This is a genomic window from Variovorax paradoxus (genome assembly GCF_902712855.1).
Lineage (GTDB): Bacteria > Pseudomonadota > Gammaproteobacteria > Burkholderiales > Burkholderiaceae_C > Variovorax > Variovorax paradoxus_Q.
The window spans coordinates 276547-290917 of the sequence record NZ_LR743508.1 but is presented as its reverse complement, the minus strand read 5'-3'; the positions used below and the strand labels follow the sequence as shown (position 1 = coordinate 290917).

15 protein-coding genes are annotated in these 14371 nt (G+C 66.6%); 4 read left to right on the top strand and 11 right to left on the bottom strand.

The window, feature by feature from the left end:
- Positions 1-11: 11 nt before the first annotated feature.
- The 3 genes from AACL56_RS27815 to AACL56_RS27805 form a co-directional block, all read right to left on the bottom strand.
- Positions 12-752, bottom strand: a complete 741-nt coding sequence (locus AACL56_RS27815) for an aspartate/glutamate racemase family protein (protein ID WP_339093217.1) — start codon at positions 750-752, stop codon at positions 12-14.
- Between the two features lie 26 nt (positions 753-778).
- On the bottom strand, positions 779-2272 hold the full coding sequence (locus AACL56_RS27810) for an NCS1 family nucleobase:cation symporter-1 (RefSeq protein ID WP_339093216.1): 1494 nt from the start codon (positions 2270-2272) through the stop codon (positions 779-781).
- Positions 2273-2565: 293 nt separating this feature from the next.
- A complete protein-coding gene (locus tag AACL56_RS27805; protein ID WP_339093215.1) occupies positions 2566-3810 on the bottom strand; it encodes an MFS transporter in 1245 nt (414 codons plus the stop codon).
- Positions 3811-3906: 96 nt separating this feature from the next.
- Between AACL56_RS27805 and gcvA the strand changes: the two genes are divergently transcribed.
- Positions 3907-4833 (top strand): transcriptional regulator GcvA, encoded by a 927-nt coding sequence (gcvA, locus tag AACL56_RS27800; protein WP_339093214.1) that lies wholly within the window; start codon positions 3907-3909, stop codon positions 4831-4833.
- A 165-nt stretch (positions 4834-4998) separates the two neighbouring features.
- Here gcvA and AACL56_RS27795 read toward each other — a convergent pair whose 3' ends face one another.
- The gene (locus AACL56_RS27795) at positions 4999-6012 is read right to left on the bottom strand and encodes an aldo/keto reductase (RefSeq protein WP_339093213.1); all 1014 of its coding nucleotides are present in this window, start codon (positions 6010-6012) and stop codon (positions 4999-5001) included.
- A 90-nt stretch (positions 6013-6102) separates the two neighbouring features.
- Entirely contained in the window at positions 6103-6540 is a 438-nt protein-coding gene (locus tag AACL56_RS27790) for an aldo/keto reductase (RefSeq protein ID WP_339093212.1), read from the bottom strand.
- Between the two features lie 94 nt (positions 6541-6634).
- On the opposite strand from AACL56_RS27790, the gene AACL56_RS27785 reads away from it, so the two are divergent.
- Positions 6635-6856 carry a zinc-binding dehydrogenase gene (locus tag AACL56_RS27785; protein ID WP_339093211.1) on the top strand — a complete coding sequence of 74 codons (222 nt, stop codon included), beginning with the start codon at positions 6635-6637 and terminating at the stop codon, positions 6854-6856.
- A 73-nt stretch (positions 6857-6929) separates the two neighbouring features.
- Positions 6930-7736, top strand: a complete 807-nt coding sequence (locus AACL56_RS27780; RefSeq protein WP_339093210.1) for an SDR family NAD(P)-dependent oxidoreductase — start codon at positions 6930-6932, stop codon at positions 7734-7736.
- Positions 7737-7739: 3 nt separating this feature from the next.
- Here the strand turns inward: AACL56_RS27780 and AACL56_RS27775 are convergent, their stop codons facing one another.
- The 6 genes from AACL56_RS27775 to AACL56_RS27750 form a co-directional block, all read right to left on the bottom strand.
- The gene (locus AACL56_RS27775) at positions 7740-8531 is read right to left on the bottom strand and encodes an ABC transporter ATP-binding protein (RefSeq protein ID WP_339093209.1); all 792 of its coding nucleotides are present in this window, start codon (positions 8529-8531) and stop codon (positions 7740-7742) included.
- Positions 8528-9595 (bottom strand): dihydrodipicolinate synthase family protein, encoded by a 1068-nt coding sequence (locus AACL56_RS27770; protein WP_339093207.1) that lies wholly within the window; start codon positions 9593-9595, stop codon positions 8528-8530. Before AACL56_RS27770 ends, AACL56_RS27775 begins: the two co-directional genes overlap by 4 nt.
- Before the next feature lie 13 nt (positions 9596-9608).
- A complete protein-coding gene (locus tag AACL56_RS27765) occupies positions 9609-10460 on the bottom strand; it encodes a GNAT family N-acetyltransferase (protein ID WP_339093206.1) in 852 nt (283 codons plus the stop codon).
- Positions 10461-10464: 4 nt separating this feature from the next.
- Positions 10465-11514: an NAD-dependent epimerase/dehydratase family protein gene (locus AACL56_RS27760; protein ID WP_339093205.1), complete on the bottom strand. Its 1050-nt coding sequence runs from the start codon at positions 11512-11514 to the stop codon at positions 10465-10467.
- Positions 11511-12353 (bottom strand): ABC transporter permease, encoded by an 843-nt coding sequence (locus tag AACL56_RS27755; protein ID WP_339093204.1) that lies wholly within the window; start codon positions 12351-12353, stop codon positions 11511-11513. The genes AACL56_RS27760 and AACL56_RS27755 overlap by 4 nt, the downstream gene beginning before the upstream one ends.
- A gap of 88 nt (positions 12354-12441) precedes the next feature.
- A complete protein-coding gene (locus tag AACL56_RS27750) occupies positions 12442-13101 on the bottom strand; it encodes a TetR family transcriptional regulator (RefSeq protein ID WP_339093203.1) in 660 nt (219 codons plus the stop codon).
- A 121-nt stretch (positions 13102-13222) separates the two neighbouring features.
- Between AACL56_RS27750 and AACL56_RS27745 the strand changes: the two genes are divergently transcribed.
- A complete protein-coding gene (locus tag AACL56_RS27745) occupies positions 13223-14227 on the top strand; it encodes an ABC transporter substrate-binding protein (protein ID WP_339093202.1) in 1005 nt (334 codons plus the stop codon).
- The last annotated feature ends 144 nt before the right edge of the window (positions 14228-14371 follow it).

Genomic DNA, 14371 nt, shown 5'->3' with positions numbered 1-14371 from the left:
CGCACGCCCCGCTATGGCCTCGCGAGCGTGAAGCCCTCGAGCGCGCCCACCATCGTCTTGGGCAACGGCCGCGCGAGTTCGCCGCGCTTGCTGGTGCGCAGCTTCAGCTTGACCAGCGATTCGATGAGCTTGGTGCCGGCCGCCACGCCGTCGATCACCGGCACGCCCAGCACCTGCTCGATGTGGGCGCACAGGTCGGTCATGCCGGCGCATCCGAGCACGATGCAGTCGGAGCCGTCTTCCTCGAGCGCGCGCCGGCACTCCTCGACGATGCGCTCGCGGGCGTTCGAGCCGGGCTCCTCGAGCTCGAGCACCGGCAGCTCGCAGGCGCGCACGTTGGCGCAGAAGCGCTCCATGCCGTAGATCTCGGCGAGGTGCCAGGCCTGGCCGATGGTGCGGCCCAGCGTGGTGACCACGCTGAAGCGGCTGCCGATCATGCTGGCCAGGTGCATGGCCGCCTCGGCGATGCCCACCACCGGGCCGCGGGCCAGTTCGCGCGCGGCCTTCAGGCCGGGGTCGCCGAAGCAGGCGATCACGTAGCCGTCGACGCCGTCGCGCTCGCCCGCCGCGATCTCCTGCAGCAGGCCGGGCACGGCCAACGCCTCGTCGTAGTGGCTCTCGATGGAGACCGGCCCCATGGCCGGGCTCACCGCGATGATCTCGGTGCCGGCGTGCGCCACCTCGCGGGCGCAGGTGCCGATCTTCTCGGTCATGCTCCAGGTGGTGTTGGGGTTGATGATCTTGATGCGCACGGCGCGGTCCTTTCTTTCTCTTCTGTTCAGGTCTTGCGGTTGCGGTTCAGCAGCGCGTACAGCACGAAGCCCAGGCCCATGCCGATGAACCATGCATAGTTGGCGGCGCCGCGCAGCGTCGGCACCATCACGCACAGGATGGGCACCATGGCCGACGGCACCAGCGCGTGGATCGCCTTCGGGTTGTAGCCGCCGCTGTACCAGTACTCGCCCTTGGGGCTCATCGTGTAGAGCGCGTCGACGTCGATGCGCTGTTTGCGCACGATGTAGTAGTCGGCAATCAGGATGCCGAACAGCGGGCCGATGAACGAGCCCAGCACGTCGAGCGTGTAGTGGATGACTTCGGGGCTGTTGTAGAGGTTCCACGGCGTCAGAAACACCGAACCCACTGCAGCAATCATGCCGCCCGTGCGCCAGCTGATGTGCTGCGGCGCCACGTTGGAGAAGTCGAAGGCCGGAGAGACGAAGTTGGCCACGATGTTGATGCCGATGGTGGCGATCATGAAGGTCAGCGCGCCCAGCACGACGGCGGTGGTGCTGTCGATCTTGCCCACCGTATGCACCGGATCGGTGATGAGTTCACCAAACACGGGCAGCGTGGCGGCCGTGGTAATGACCGTAAGCAGCGAGAAGAACACGAAGTTCACCGGCAGGCCCCAGAAATTGCCCTTCTTCACCGCGTCGAAACTCTTGCCGTAGCGCGAGAAGTCGCCGAAGTTGAGCATCGGGCCGCTGAAGTAGCTCACCACCAGCGCGATGGCCGAGAGCATCACAGGCAGCGCGTCCCAGCCCTGGAACTTGATGCCGCCCAGGTTCAGGTCGATGCGGCTCCAGCCGGCCTTCCACACCAGCCAGCCGCACAGCACGGCCATGACCACGTACACCGCCGGTCCGGCCCAGTCGATGAACTTGCGGATCGCTTCCATGCCGTGCCAGAACACGAAGGCCTGCAGCACCCACATCACCATGAACGCGACCCATCCCAGCGTCGACAGGCCTACGAAACCGTGCCGTGCCACGTCGGCGTAGGGCGCGAGGCTCGGGAACATGTGAAGCGCCAGCACCATGAATGCCGCCGATGCGAGGTATGTCTGCACGCCGTACCAGGCCACCGCGATCAGCCCGCGGATGATGGCCGGGATGTTCGCGCCCAGCACGCCGAAGGGTGCGCGGCACACCACCGGGTAGGGCACGCCGGTCACCTGGCTGGGCTTGGCCACCAGGTTGCAGAAGAACTGCACGATCACGATGCCCACCAGCAGCGACACCAGCACCTGCCAGCTCGACAGCCCCAGTGCGAACAGGCTGCCTGCGGTGATGTAGCCGCCCACGCTGTGCACGTCGGACATCCAGAACGCGAAGATGTTGTATTGGCCCCAGGTGTGGTTCTTCAGCGGCGCGAGGTCTTCGTTGGTCAGCCGTGGGTGGTAGCCAGGCTTGATGAGAGCGTTGGATGGCGCGTGCGGCGCAATGCCGGCTTCGCTTGCCCCCGTGGAGGCGTGGCTGACGACTGTGCTCATGGTCTTTCCTCGTGCGAGTGAGTGAATGGACGGCCCCGTCGCGACGCAAACTTCGCGCTGTCGTTTCGAGTGCGTTATTTGTATACAAAAAATGCACGCAATCAAGTCCATTCGAGAAGTCATATATCCGTAGATTCCCTGATGCGAGGTTGGCCGGGTGCAAGAGCGCAATGTCGGGATGCCGGCCTCAACCACCTTCGAACGTCTGTCGCTCGACACTGAACCCGGTGGACTTGTCGTTCACCTCAGACGCCCGCAACGGGCTCTGCGCGTGACAGCTCGTTGCTGCCGCTTCACACAGACTGCGCAGCGTCGGCCGCATCGCGCCGACTGGTCCGCAGCAGTACAAGGAACAGCAGCAGCCCGGCAAGCGTGAGCGCAAACCCTGCCCAGGCTGCTGAAAGCAGCCCGTACCCCTGCGCAATCGCCTGTCCGCCAGCCCAGGCGCCGATGGCATTCGCGATATTCAGGGCCGCAAGATTCAGCGCGCCCATCAGCGTGGGAGCATCCGGCGCGGCTTGCGTCAGCCGCACCTGGATGGCCGGAATGGCCACCATCATCGTTGCACCCACAGCGAAGAGCCCGGACAGCAGGACCCACGCATGTTCCCCGCCCATGGCCAGGCTTGCCAGCGCGACCAGGGCGCTGGAGAAGCCCACGACGAGGCCGCGAGAAGGTCGGCGGTCCGCCATGCGGCCGCCGATGATGTTGCCGACGGTCATCCCGACGCCGAAGATTCCCAGCGCGATGGGCGTCCAGGCGGCAGAAAGCGAGGCCGCTTCGGTCACGAAGAGACCGATGAACGTGTAGACCGCAAAGATGCTCGCCACCCCCAGCGCGGCGACGACGACAGTGGCCCACACCGAGGGATTGTTCAACGCGCGAATCTCCTGCAGCACGGGGCCGCCAGCAAGCGCATCCGAGCGCGGCACCCACAGCCAGAGTGCCAGAAATGAAAGCGCGCCGAGCCCGGTCACAGCGAAATAGGCGTTGCGCCACCCCATGTTCTGCCCCAGCCATGTTGCGAGCGGCGAGCCGAAGATCGTCGCGACGGTCAGGCCCGTCATGACCATCGCGAAGGCCCGGCCGCCCTGGCCCGGTCCCACGATGTAGGAGGCGACAACCGCGGCTGCGCCGAAGTAGGCGCCTTGCGGGACGCCGCTGACGAAGCGGGCGAGCGTGAACATCCCCAATCCGGCTGCAACGGCCGACAGCAGGTTTCCGATAAGGAAAACCGACATCAGCAGCAGAAGCAAAGTCTTTCTATTCAGCTTCGCGGCCAGCATGGTGACTGCCGGGCCGCCGAGGACGACCCCGAACGCGTAGGCCTCGATGGCATGCGTGGCGGTGGAGATGTCCAGCTTCAGGCTGGAAGCGAACAGCTGGAGGATGCCCATGCTCGCAAACTCCGAAGTACCGATCGAAAAGGTCCCGAGCGCGAGCGTCAGGAGTGTCAGCGTGCGGCGATCGAGCTGCCGCTGGTTGGTGCAATGCGTCGTCACTGACTTGCACTGCGATTCGTAGGCTTGGTTCAGCATGTCGGCTCCTTGTTGGGTCGGACCTGATGGTCTGCCGAAGCCGATCGCACGACAAAAGGAACGTTCTCAGCCACGCCTGAGCTATATTCATCCGTCATGTCGGAGCGATTGCCTCACCTGTCGGCCTTGCGTGCTTTCGAAGCGGCTGCGCGTCGCCTGAGCTTTCGCGATGCCGCCGAGGAACTGGGCATCACCGCCTCGGCCATCAGCCACCAGATCCGTACGCTTGAGGCCTACCTGGATGTCCGCCTGTTCGATCGGCTGACGCGCGCGGTCGCGCTGACCGAGGCCGGATCGGCGCTTTACCCTAAGCTCGACGTCGGATTTCGGCTCGTTGAGAGCGCCGTGCGCGAAGTGCGCAGCCTGCGAACCGCTTCTGCGCTGGTCGTGACCGCAGGCCCTGCCATCGCCGCCAAGTGGCTGGTCCCCAAACTCTATCGGTTCCAGGAACAGTACCCGGGCATCGAGTTGAGGGTCTTGACGAGCAGCCGCCCTGTCGACCTCGACCGGGAAGACGTCGACGTGGCGTTCCGGCATGGCCGCGGCGACTATCCCGGACTGGAGAGCGTGCGCTTGTTCGGCGAGGCCTACACGCCCATGTGCGCGCCGCGCCTGACCGAGGACGCGAGACACCCCTTGCGTGTTCCCGCAGACCTGCGCCATCAGCGGCTGCTGCATGACGATGCCGCGGCTTTGCCGGGCAAGGGCGCTGCGGGTTGGGCCCAATGGCTGCGCTCAGCCAAGGTGAGACAGGTGGATGCCCAGGCCGGCGCACATTTCGGTCAGACAGACCATGCCATCCAGGCCGCCATCGATGGTGGAGGTGTGTTGCTGGGACGCGTATCCATCGCGGCCTTCGACCTGAGCGCCGGGCGGCTCGTGAGACCCTTCGAGCTGACCTTGCCGTCGCCCTTCGGCTACTACTTCGTCACCAGGCAAGGGCGGCAGCGCGAGAGCGCCGTCGCAGCCTTTCTGTCGTGGATCCAGGCGGAGGCGGCTGCGACACCCGGCTTGCCGCCTTGACCGCGAGCGTCTTCGGTCAGCTGCGCAGCCATCCGGCAACACGAGCCTCTTGTCCTTCGGTACGCCGCTCGAGGCGCGCCGAGGGAGCGACCGACGCCGCACGGTTCTCTGTGCCGAGGACTCGCATCGGATCGTCGAACCATGGGGTCATGGTCAGAGCACCTTCTAGCGGCTGATCGGCAGCGGCGCGTCGGGATGCACCAGTCCGGCCTTGCGCAGGTCCATCCAGAATGCGCTCGGAACGGTTTCCGACAGCGCCGCGCGATCCTCGGCGATGCGCGCCGGTCGGCTGGCACCCGGGATCACCGCCGCGACTGCGGGGTTTGCCAGCGCGAACTGCAGCCCGGCTGCCTTCATGCTGGTGCCGTGCATGTCCGCGATCGCCTGTATCGCCTTGACCTTCGCAAGAATTTCGGGCGAAGCAGGTGCGTACTCGAAGTTGGGGCCGCCCACGAGCGCGCCCGAGCTGTAGGGTCCGCCGACGACAATGCCCAGTCCCCTGGCCGCGACCTGTGGCATGACGCGCTGCAGTGCACGTTCGTGGTCCAGCAGCGTGTATCGGCCGGCAAGCAGGAACCCGTCCGGATCCTGTTCCTCGAGTCCCAGCAACAGTTCGACCGGTTCCACCCGATTGACGCCAAGTCCCCAGGCCTTGATGACGCCCTCGTTGCGGAGCCGCCCCAGCGCCTTGAATGCGCCTTTGCGCGCAGTCTCGAAGACGCAGAGCCATTCGTCGCCGTAGAAATCCTGCGCAACGTCATGTACCCAGACGATTTCCAGGTGATCCGTCCTGAGTCTCTTGAGGCTGTCTTCGATGGACCGCAGCGTGGCATCCTCGCTGTAGTCGTTCACGATCCGGTTCGGTCGGCCGTGTCTGAAGACGTCTCCCTTTTCCCCGAGATCACGTGCGCTGACGTCCTCCACTTCATCCAGGATGAGCCGTCCGACCTTGGTGCTCAACACGTAGTCGCTTCGCGCACGAGCCGCCAGCGTCTCGCCCAGGCGAATCTCCGCCAGTCCGGCGCCGTAGAACGGGGCCGTGTCGAAGTAGCGAACGCCGTCGTTCCATGCTGCATCGACGGTTGTTCGCGCCTCGTCGTCGGGAATCGCCCGGAACATGTTGCCCAAGGGGGCGCTGCCGAAGCCGAGCCTGCCCGGAAGGAGGTCTTTGAATGCCATACACATCTCCAGTAGAAAAAGATGTGCCGATGATGGCGACGCTCCGTTGCGCGGACAACGGGTCATTTCTCATCGACGGATGAGCAACCTTCATCTGTCGATCCGCTGGCCTGCCGTCGGCATTGAGCTGATGGAAAGGCAAGTCCGCGCATACCCGCGCATGCGTTGATCTGGGCAGGCGCGAACGTGCGACGTGTTCGTGCCGCTGCCTCTCGGTCGGAGCAAGTTGCTCGTGCTCAGAGCCTCGGGGGATTGAACTCTGCGGTCGGCTGCGAGCGGTCCAGCATCTTCATCGACGAGTTCTTCGTTGTGGCCCCAACCGTAGAAGTCGGCCGCATCGATGACGTTCACGCCGCGGTCGGTCGCGCGCCGGATGACCTGCAGCGATTCGGCGTCGGTGCGGGCGCCGTAGGCATTGCTCATGGAGTAGCAACCGAGCGCCATGGCGTTCGCGAGCAGGCCGGTCCGGCCGAGCTCCCGCTGTGGAAGGCCGTCGTTCTTGCCGGATTCCTCGTGCGCGCGGCTCACTTCACCGTCCGATCCTTGAAGTCCGACACGCGCGGCGAAATTTAGGCCGGCATGGGGAGCGGTCGTTTCCGCACATGGTCCTCGATGCCACTCGATGCGGCGCATCCGATACCTGGGGACCATGTTCCGCACACGGTCCGCCGACGAAGTCGACGCGATCCAGCAGCAGGTCCGGGCCGACCGCTGGCCGGCGCTCGAGGCAGGGCGTCTCGGCGTGCCGATCGATGCGGTGTTTCCCATCTCGCAAGCGAGCGAGGCCTTCAACCTCATGAAGGCCAACGGGCACTTCGGAAAGATCGTACTGACCCACGCATGACACCCGGAACGGGTCACCTGGCCGCGGCCGCCCGGTGTCCCACGCATACACACATAAGACCAGAAGACACCCCATGAAAGTATTCGCCAGACTCGGACTCGTCGTCGCACTGTCGACATTCGAATCCTGGGTGGTGCTGGTCACCGGCGGATCTGGCGGCATCGGCGCTGCCGCTGCCCATCTGTTCGCCGAGCGCGGGGCCACGGTCATCGCCGCCGATCTTCGTGACGCGGCGCAGCGTCCGGCAGGCGTGGCCTTTCTTCCGCTCGACGTCACCTCGGAAGAGAACTGGGCATCCGCGGTGGCGCACATCGTCGAGCGGCATGGCCGGCTGGACGTGCTGGTGAACGCGGCGGGCATCGTTGGCGACGTGGTGTCCGGCACGCTGGAGCACACCAGCCTCGCCGAATGGCGAAGGGTGATGGCGGTCAACCTCGACGGGATCTTCCTGGGATGCCGAGAAGCGATGGCGGCGATGTCCCGGCAGAGCCGCGGCGCGATCGTCAACGTCTCGTCGGTGGGGTCCTATTGCCCAACCACGCAGAGCGTGGCCTACGGTGCGAGCAAAGGCGGCGTCACGCAGTTGACGAAGTCCGTGGCGCTGTTCGGCACCCAGGGTGGCAAGCGCATCCGCTGCAACTCCGTGCATCCCGGCCGCACCGACACCGCGATGCTGCAAAGCATCGTTGCCCAGCGCGCGCAACGCGCGGCCGATACGGGCAGCAGCGAAGCGAAAGCTTCTGCCGCGCGCATTCCGCTCGGCGCCGCCGGCACGCCGCAGGACGTTGCGAACCTGATCGCGTTCCTGGCGTCCGACGAGGCTGGCTACATCACCGGGGGCGAGTTCGTCGTCGACGGCGGCTGGAAACTGCTGCGCTGACTCTCAGTCGACGCCCAGCAGGTCGTAGATGCGGCGCACGTAGCTGCTGAATTCCGGACTGGTCTTGACGTGCAACTTGCGCGGTTCGGGCAGCTCGATCGGGAAGAAGTCGGCCATGCGGGCCGGTCCGGCCGTGAGCACGGCGCAATGGGAGCCGAGGAACACCGCCTCCTGGATGCTGTGCGTGACCACGATGAAGGTCTTGCGGCTCTGCGTCCAGATGCGCAGCATCTCCAGGTTCATCTTCTCGCGCGTGAGGGCGTCGAGCGCGCCGAAGGGCTCGTCCATCAGCACCAGCTTCGGGTCGTGGATGAGCGCACGCGCGATGGCCGCGCGCTGCTGCATGCCGCCGGAAAGCTCGTAGGGCAGCTTGTCGGCGAAGCCGGCGAGGCCCACCATCTCGAGCAGCTCGTGCGCGCGCGCCGTGGCCGCGCGCCGCTCGAGCCCGAGGATGTCGGCGGGCAGCAGCACGTTCTCGAGGATGGTGCGCCACTTCAGCAGCAGCGGCTGCTGGAACACCATGCCCACGTCGCGGCCCGGGTTGAAGCCGCGGCCATCGGGGCCTCCGATCTCGAGCGTGCCGCCGTCATGGCCGTGCAGGCCCGAGAGGATCTTCAGCAAGGTCGACTTGCCGCAACCCGAGGGCCCGACCAGCGAGATCATGTCGCCCTCGTTCACGTCCATCGTGACGTCGGACACGGCGAGGAATTCCTGGTTGCGCTTGCGGTAGACCTTGCGCAGCTGGCGCATGCGGATCAGCGGGGGCGCCATCTGCGGGGCGAGCACGGCGCTCATGCCAGCCACCTTGCGAGGTTGCCGCGCACGAAGGCGTCGTCCGCCAGGTCGCCGTGCTGCCGGTAGACGCGATCGATCTCCTCCGACTGCCCCGCGCCCAGGCCTTCGTGCGGGTCGAGGCACCATGTGCCTTCGAGCAGGCCCTGGCGCCGCAGCACCTCGTGGCAGCCGGCGATGCAGCCGTGGAAATTGTTCGCCACGTCGAAGAAGGCGGCGTTGCAGTCCGTCACGCGAGCATCGAGCGCGAGCAGGGCGGGGCTCAGCGTGCCGCCGCCTTCGGCGAGCTCGGCCTTGATGCGGCGCAACTGCGCCACGGCGCTCGAAGTCCACACCGACCAATGGCCCAGCAGGCCGCCTCGAAAACGCACCTGCACCGGCGCGCCGTCGCGCACGGCGGCGAAGGGCAGGGCGAGGTCGAGCACGATGTGGTCGTCGTTGCCGGTGTAGAGGAACACGCGTTCCTCCGCGCGAGCATCCACCAGCCCGCGCACCACGTCGATCGTGCGGTAGCGGTTGAAGGGCGCGACCTTGATGGCCAGTGCGTTGGGAATGAGGGCGAAGCGGCGCCAGAAGTCGCTCGACAGCACCGGGCCGCCGACCACTGTCTGCAGGTAGAAGCCGATCAGCGGCATCTCCTGCGCCACCGCCTCGCAATGCGCGATGAGTTCGTCCTCGCCCGACCCCGCGAGCGCGGCGAGGCTCAGCAGTCCCGCGTGGTAGCCCAGCGAGACGGCGGTGCGCGCCTCGGCACGCGCCTGCGCGGTCGGCCCGCACAGGCCGGCGATCATCGCCACCGGCCGGTCGCTCCAGGCCAGGCGGTCCTGCATGGCCGCTTCGAGCACGGTGGCGTACAGACCGCGTTCGCGGATCGCGAACTGCGTGGTGTGCACGCCAACGGCCAGTCCGCCGGCACCGGCGTCGACGTAGTAGCGCGTGAGCGCGCGCTGCCGCCGGCGATCGAGCTGGCGCGAAGCGTCGAGCGCGAGCGGATGGGCGGGAATCACCGTTCCTTGCGACAGCAGCGCAAGAACATCGGCGGGCAGGTCGGATCGGTTCAATGGCATGGCGGTGTGTTCCTCAGCCGAACTCGGGGCCGGCGATGGCGTGGATGAAGGCGGGTTGTCCGGTGGGAGCGGCTTCGTTTGCGTAGCCTTGCGCTCGCGTGTCCAGGGCCATGCGCACAAAGCCGCGCCGGGGTGTGAAGCCCGCGTCGCGCAAGGCTTGCGCCATCGCGAGGCGGCCGTCGGGCACATCGACGACGATGCGCCCTGCGGTGCCGTGCGCAGCCTGGGCAAGCAGCGTGGCCGCAGCGCGTTCGTCGGCGGCCAGCAACGGCCCGATGTGGTGGGCGACGCGGCCGGCGCGCACGAGCCCGAGCGCAGCGCCGTTGCGCACGCAGCGGCTGCCTTCGCGCTCGAACAGGTCGCCAAGCACGGCGGGTCGGGCGATGCCGAGGGCCTGCGCGTCGAGTGCGGCAAGGCCTTCGAGGCCGCCGCGGTGCTGGTCGTGTCCGTGCACGGCGTCGGCAACGGGCTCGCGTTGCCAGCGCGTGAGCCGCCACAGCGGCACGAAGCCGAAGCTCGCGTACAGCGGCTCGCCTTGGGGCGTGGCGTCGAGCATGGCGACTTGCCCGGCGCGTTTCACCTGATCGAGGCAGTGCGCGAACACCGCACGGCCCAGGCCCCGGCCGCGCGCCTCGGGCATCACAAGGATCATGCCGATCCAGGCCACTCTCTGCATGGGCAGCACCGCGCCGCTGGCGATCGCGGTGCCCGTGCCGTCGCGCACGACGTGCAGCGCGCCGAGCCGCGCGAACAGCTGCCAGTCGCGCGCGGTCTGGTTCCAGCCGCTGGCGGCCACCAGTGCATCGAGCATCGGCGCGACCTGCGGCGTGATCGATGCGAGCGTCTCGACGACGGGCGCGGCCATGATGTCAGTACTTCCCGTCGCGCGACTCGAACTTGGTCGGCTTGCCATACTGGCGCTGCTCGCGCGAGATCCAGTCGGCCACCCAGCGGATCTGCTGCGCCAGCGGCACGCGCGGATAGCCGAAGAGGCGCTCGGCCTCGCCGGTGTTCATCAGCCAGGCGGTCGGCGCCTCCTGCCCGGCGATGGTCACCGGCTTGCCGAACTGCCGCGCGAACTCCTCGGCCAGCCAGCGGATCGACGTGGTCTCCGGCCCGCTCACGTTCAGCGGCGAGGTCGGCACGGTGGCGGCCGCGAGGCAGCGCAGTGCCTGCGAATTGGCATCGCCCTGCCAGATCACGTTGACGTGGCCCATGGTCACGTCCACCGGCTCGCCGCGCCACACCTTCAGGGCCACGTCGGCCAGCACGCCATAGCGCAGGTCGATGGCGTAGCTCAGGCGGAACAGGCGGCCCGGCGTGCCGTGCTGCTGCGAGAAGTACTCGAACATGCGCTCGCGCCCCACGCAGGAATTGGCGTACTCGCCTGGCGGATTGGGGGCGTCGCTCTCGCTGGCGCCCTGGCTGGTCACGGGAACGAAGGGGTACACGCACGCAGTCGAGAAGGCGACGATGCGCGAGCCCTGGAAGTGCTGCGCCACGAGCGCGGGCACGTGCGCGTTCATGGCCCAGGTCAGCGGGTTGTTGGCGTCGGCGCCGAACTTGCGTCCCGCCATGAACACCACGTTGGCGCACTGCGGCAGCGCGGCGATGGCCTGTCGGTCGAGCAGGTCGCAGGCGATGGTCTCGATGCCGTGCGCCTGCAGGGCCTCGCGCACGCCGGCTTCGCTGAAGCGCGCGACAGCGATCACGCGGCGGCCGGGCATGGCGTTCTTCGCCAGGCGTGCGAGCGTCGGGCCCATCTTGCCGCCGACGCCGAGGATCATCAGGTCGCCGTCGAGGCGCGCCATGTCGCGCACGAGGTCGCGCGAGGGCGTGGCGAGATAGTCTTCGAGCGCGGCTTCGGTCTCGAAGCGGTCGGGAAAGGGCAGGTCGTCGAGCACAGCAGGGGTTGTCATTGGATTCTTGCGTCCTGGGTGATGAAGAGGCGCTCCAGCAGCAGCACCAGCAGATAGAGCAGAACGCCCAGGCCGGTGATGAGCAGCACGGCCATGAAGACCGCGGGCGTGTCGAGGGAGGCCTGGACCTGGATCATCAGATAGCCCAGGCCTCGTTCCGAGGCAATGAACTCGCCCACCACCGCGCCCGCCACGGCGAGGATGGTCGCGACCTTCATGCCCGAGAACACATAGGGCAGCGACCCCGGAAGCTGGATGTAGCGAAAGAGCTGCCAGCGCGAGCCCTTGAGCGCGCGCACCAGGTCGAGCAGTTCGGGCTCGGTCTCGTTGAGCCCGCGGATGGTCGTCAGCAGGATCGGGAAGAAGCACAGGCTGAACGTGATGAGGATGTTCGGCCCGATGCCGTAGCTGAACCACACGATCACCAGCGGCCCCATCGCCACCTTGGGAATCATGTTGAGCGTCACCAGCAGCGGAAAGACCAGCAGCATGAGCCGGCGGCTGGTGATGAACAGCAGCGCACAAAGGATGCCCAGCACCAGGCCCAGCGCGTAGCCGCCGAACACCTCGAGCGCGGTGACGCCGGTGTTCTTCAGCCAGCTGTAGTTCGGGTTGGTCAGCGTGGCGAGCACCTTGGACGGCGCGGGCAGGATGAACGGTTGGATCGCAAAGACCCGCACCACTGCTTCCCAGAGCAGCAGACCTGCAAGGTGCACCGCGGCCACGAGGGCCCAGCGATGCCATTCAGGGCGTTCGCCGCTGGCGTGGCCCGCGTTGTCGTTGCGTGCGACTGCCGTTGCGATTGCAGGAGGCGCCAGTGCGCCTTCGGGTGCCGTCATGTCTGTTCCCGGGTGTGAGGAAGCGATGCCATGAATCTTAGGATTCACGGCCACCCGAGTCAACCAACCAGTTGATAAATTTTTTGCGTCAGGGTCGCAGGGCGTTCAGCGCGAACTCGATGACATGGCGGCGCCTCTGCAGCAGCGCGCCGCGCGCGTCGAGCGGCTTGCCAAAGATGGCCGACAGCGTGTGATTGTTGGAGAAGAAGAAGTACGAGATGCCCGCGATCGAGATGTAGAGGTTGATCGCGTCGAAGTCGGGCCGGAATACGCCCGCGGCCACGCCGCGCTCCAGCGTGGCCTCTAGCATCTCGATGAAGGGCGAGTGCATCTTGCGCAGCCGCTCGGACTCGCGCAGGTGCGTGCCGTGGTTGCGGTTCTCGTCGGTCAGCAGCGCGATGAATTCGGGGTGCTCGGCCAGGTAGTCGAAGGAGAAGGCCACCAGCTGCTTCATGGCCTCGAGCGGCGCGAGCTCGCCGAGCGTGAGCCGCTGTTCCTTCTCGCGGATCTCTGCATAGACCGACTCGAGCGCCACCAGGTACAGACCCTGCTTGCTGTCGAAGTAGTGATAGACGAGCTGCTTGTTCACCCCGGCCTCGGCCGCGATCACATCGACGCGCGCACCTGCGAAGCCCTTGGTTGCGAACTCCGCGACAGCGGCGGCGATGAGCGCCTGCTTGGCGGCGGCGGGGTCGCGCTCGCGCTTGGTGGTCGATGCGGCTGCGGCGGAAGAAGTGGATGCGGGCATGGCGGATGGTCCCTGTCGAGGCAAGGCGCGAGTCCAAGGGATCGCGTCGATTGCGTGTCAACCAAACAGTTGGTAATATGAATTTCAGGTTCTGTTTGTACCTTCTTTTGGAATGACCCGCATGAAAAAGCTGTTGTCGGCCGCCGGTGCCGCTGCCTTGCTGATGGCCTCGGCCGCCAGCGCTCCGACGGCCTTCGCGGCCGATGCCATGAGCCTGGTGCTCAACTGGACGCCCACCGCCGACCATGCGCCGCTGTACTACGCCAAGTCGAAAGGCTGGTACGGCGAGGCAGGGATCGACCTGAGCATCGAGGCGGGCAAGGGCTCGGCCGTGTCTGCACAGCGCGTGGGCACGGGCGGCAGCGACCTCGGTATCGCCGACTTGCCCACCACCATCCAGGCCAAAGGCAAGGGCGCCGACGTGAAGGCGGTGATGGTCATCTACGCCAACAGCCCGCAGGGCTTCTACTGGCTGAAGTCATCGGGCATTACCGGCCCGAAGGATTTCGCGGGCCGCAAGATCGGCAACCCGCCCGGCGACGCGGCCCGCCTCATGTGGCCGGCCTTCGCCAAGAAGGTGGGACTCGATCCGGCAAGCGTCACATTCGTGAACGTGAGCCCGCAGGCCAAGGTGGCCGCGCTGAAGAGCAAGTCGGTGGACGTCATCAGCGACTTCTACAACGAGCACGACCTGAAGGCGCGCGAGTTCGGCGCGGATCTCGGCTTCCAGCCATGGCGCGACGTGGGCGTGAACGTCTACGGCAACTCGCTGATCGTGAACGGCCCCTACCTCGCGAAGAACCCGGCGCAGGTGAAGAAGTTCGTGGCCGTGACGCAACGTGCCTACGAGGCCTGCGTGAAGGACTTCGAACCTTGCCTGCAAGCGCTGCAGGCGAGTGTGAGCGGCCTCACGCCCGACAACCAGCGCGACCAGTGGAACCGCATCAAGCAGCTGATGCGCGACGACACCACCACCAAGGTGGCGCTCGGCGCGTTCGATGGCCAGCGCGTGAAGAGCGACTATGACCTTGTCTCTTCGCTCGTCGGCATCGACAAGGCTTACGACCCTGCAACGCTGTTCACGAACGAGTTCCTCGACAAGACGGTGCGCATGTCGGGCAACTGAATACCCGGCGACCCGGCACTGCTGCCTGGGTTCCTGCAGCGCGACAAACGGTCAGCCGGCAAGTTTTGATCGCATGACGCCGGGGCCTCTGCGATGTCCCGGCAGCCCTACCTGCTGTTGACCGCCTGCGGTTCGCAGGGGCGA

Bases quoted from the DNA above. Each gene is read 5' to 3' on its own strand.
- AACL56_RS27810 (WP_339093216.1), bottom strand. From the start codon at position 2,272: ATGAGCACAGTCGTCAGCCACGCCTCCACGGGGGCAAGCGAAGCCGGC.
- AACL56_RS27775 (WP_339093209.1), bottom strand. From the start codon at position 8,531: ATGAGCGCCGTGCTCGCCCCGCAGATGGCGCCCCCGCTGATCCGCATG.
- AACL56_RS27750 (WP_339093203.1), bottom strand. From the start codon at position 13,101: ATGCCCGCATCCACTTCTTCCGCCGCAGCCGCATCGACCACCAAGCGC.
- AACL56_RS27765 (WP_339093206.1), bottom strand. From the start codon at position 10,460: ATGGCCGCGCCCGTCGTCGAGACGCTCGCATCGATCACGCCGCAGGTC.
- AACL56_RS27805 (WP_339093215.1), bottom strand. From the start codon at position 3,810: ATGCTGAACCAAGCCTACGAATCGCAGTGCAAGTCAGTGACGACGCAT.
- gcvA (WP_339093214.1), top strand. From the start codon at position 3,907: ATGTCGGAGCGATTGCCTCACCTGTCGGCCTTGCGTGCTTTCGAAGCG.
- AACL56_RS27785 (WP_339093211.1), top strand. From the start codon at position 6,635: ATGCGGCGCATCCGATACCTGGGGACCATGTTCCGCACACGGTCCGCC.
- AACL56_RS27760 (WP_339093205.1), bottom strand. From the start codon at position 11,514: ATGACAACCCCTGCTGTGCTCGACGACCTGCCCTTTCCCGACCGCTTC.
- AACL56_RS27770 (WP_339093207.1), bottom strand. From the start codon at position 9,595: ATGCCATTGAACCGATCCGACCTGCCCGCCGATGTTCTTGCGCTGCTG.
- AACL56_RS27745 (WP_339093202.1), top strand. From the start codon at position 13,223: ATGAAAAAGCTGTTGTCGGCCGCCGGTGCCGCTGCCTTGCTGATGGCC.
- AACL56_RS27795 (WP_339093213.1), bottom strand. From the start codon at position 6,012: ATGGCATTCAAAGACCTCCTTCCGGGCAGGCTCGGCTTCGGCAGCGCC.
- AACL56_RS27780 (WP_339093210.1), top strand. From the start codon at position 6,930: ATGAAAGTATTCGCCAGACTCGGACTCGTCGTCGCACTGTCGACATTC.
- AACL56_RS27755 (WP_339093204.1), bottom strand. From the start codon at position 12,353: ATGACGGCACCCGAAGGCGCACTGGCGCCTCCTGCAATCGCAACGGCA.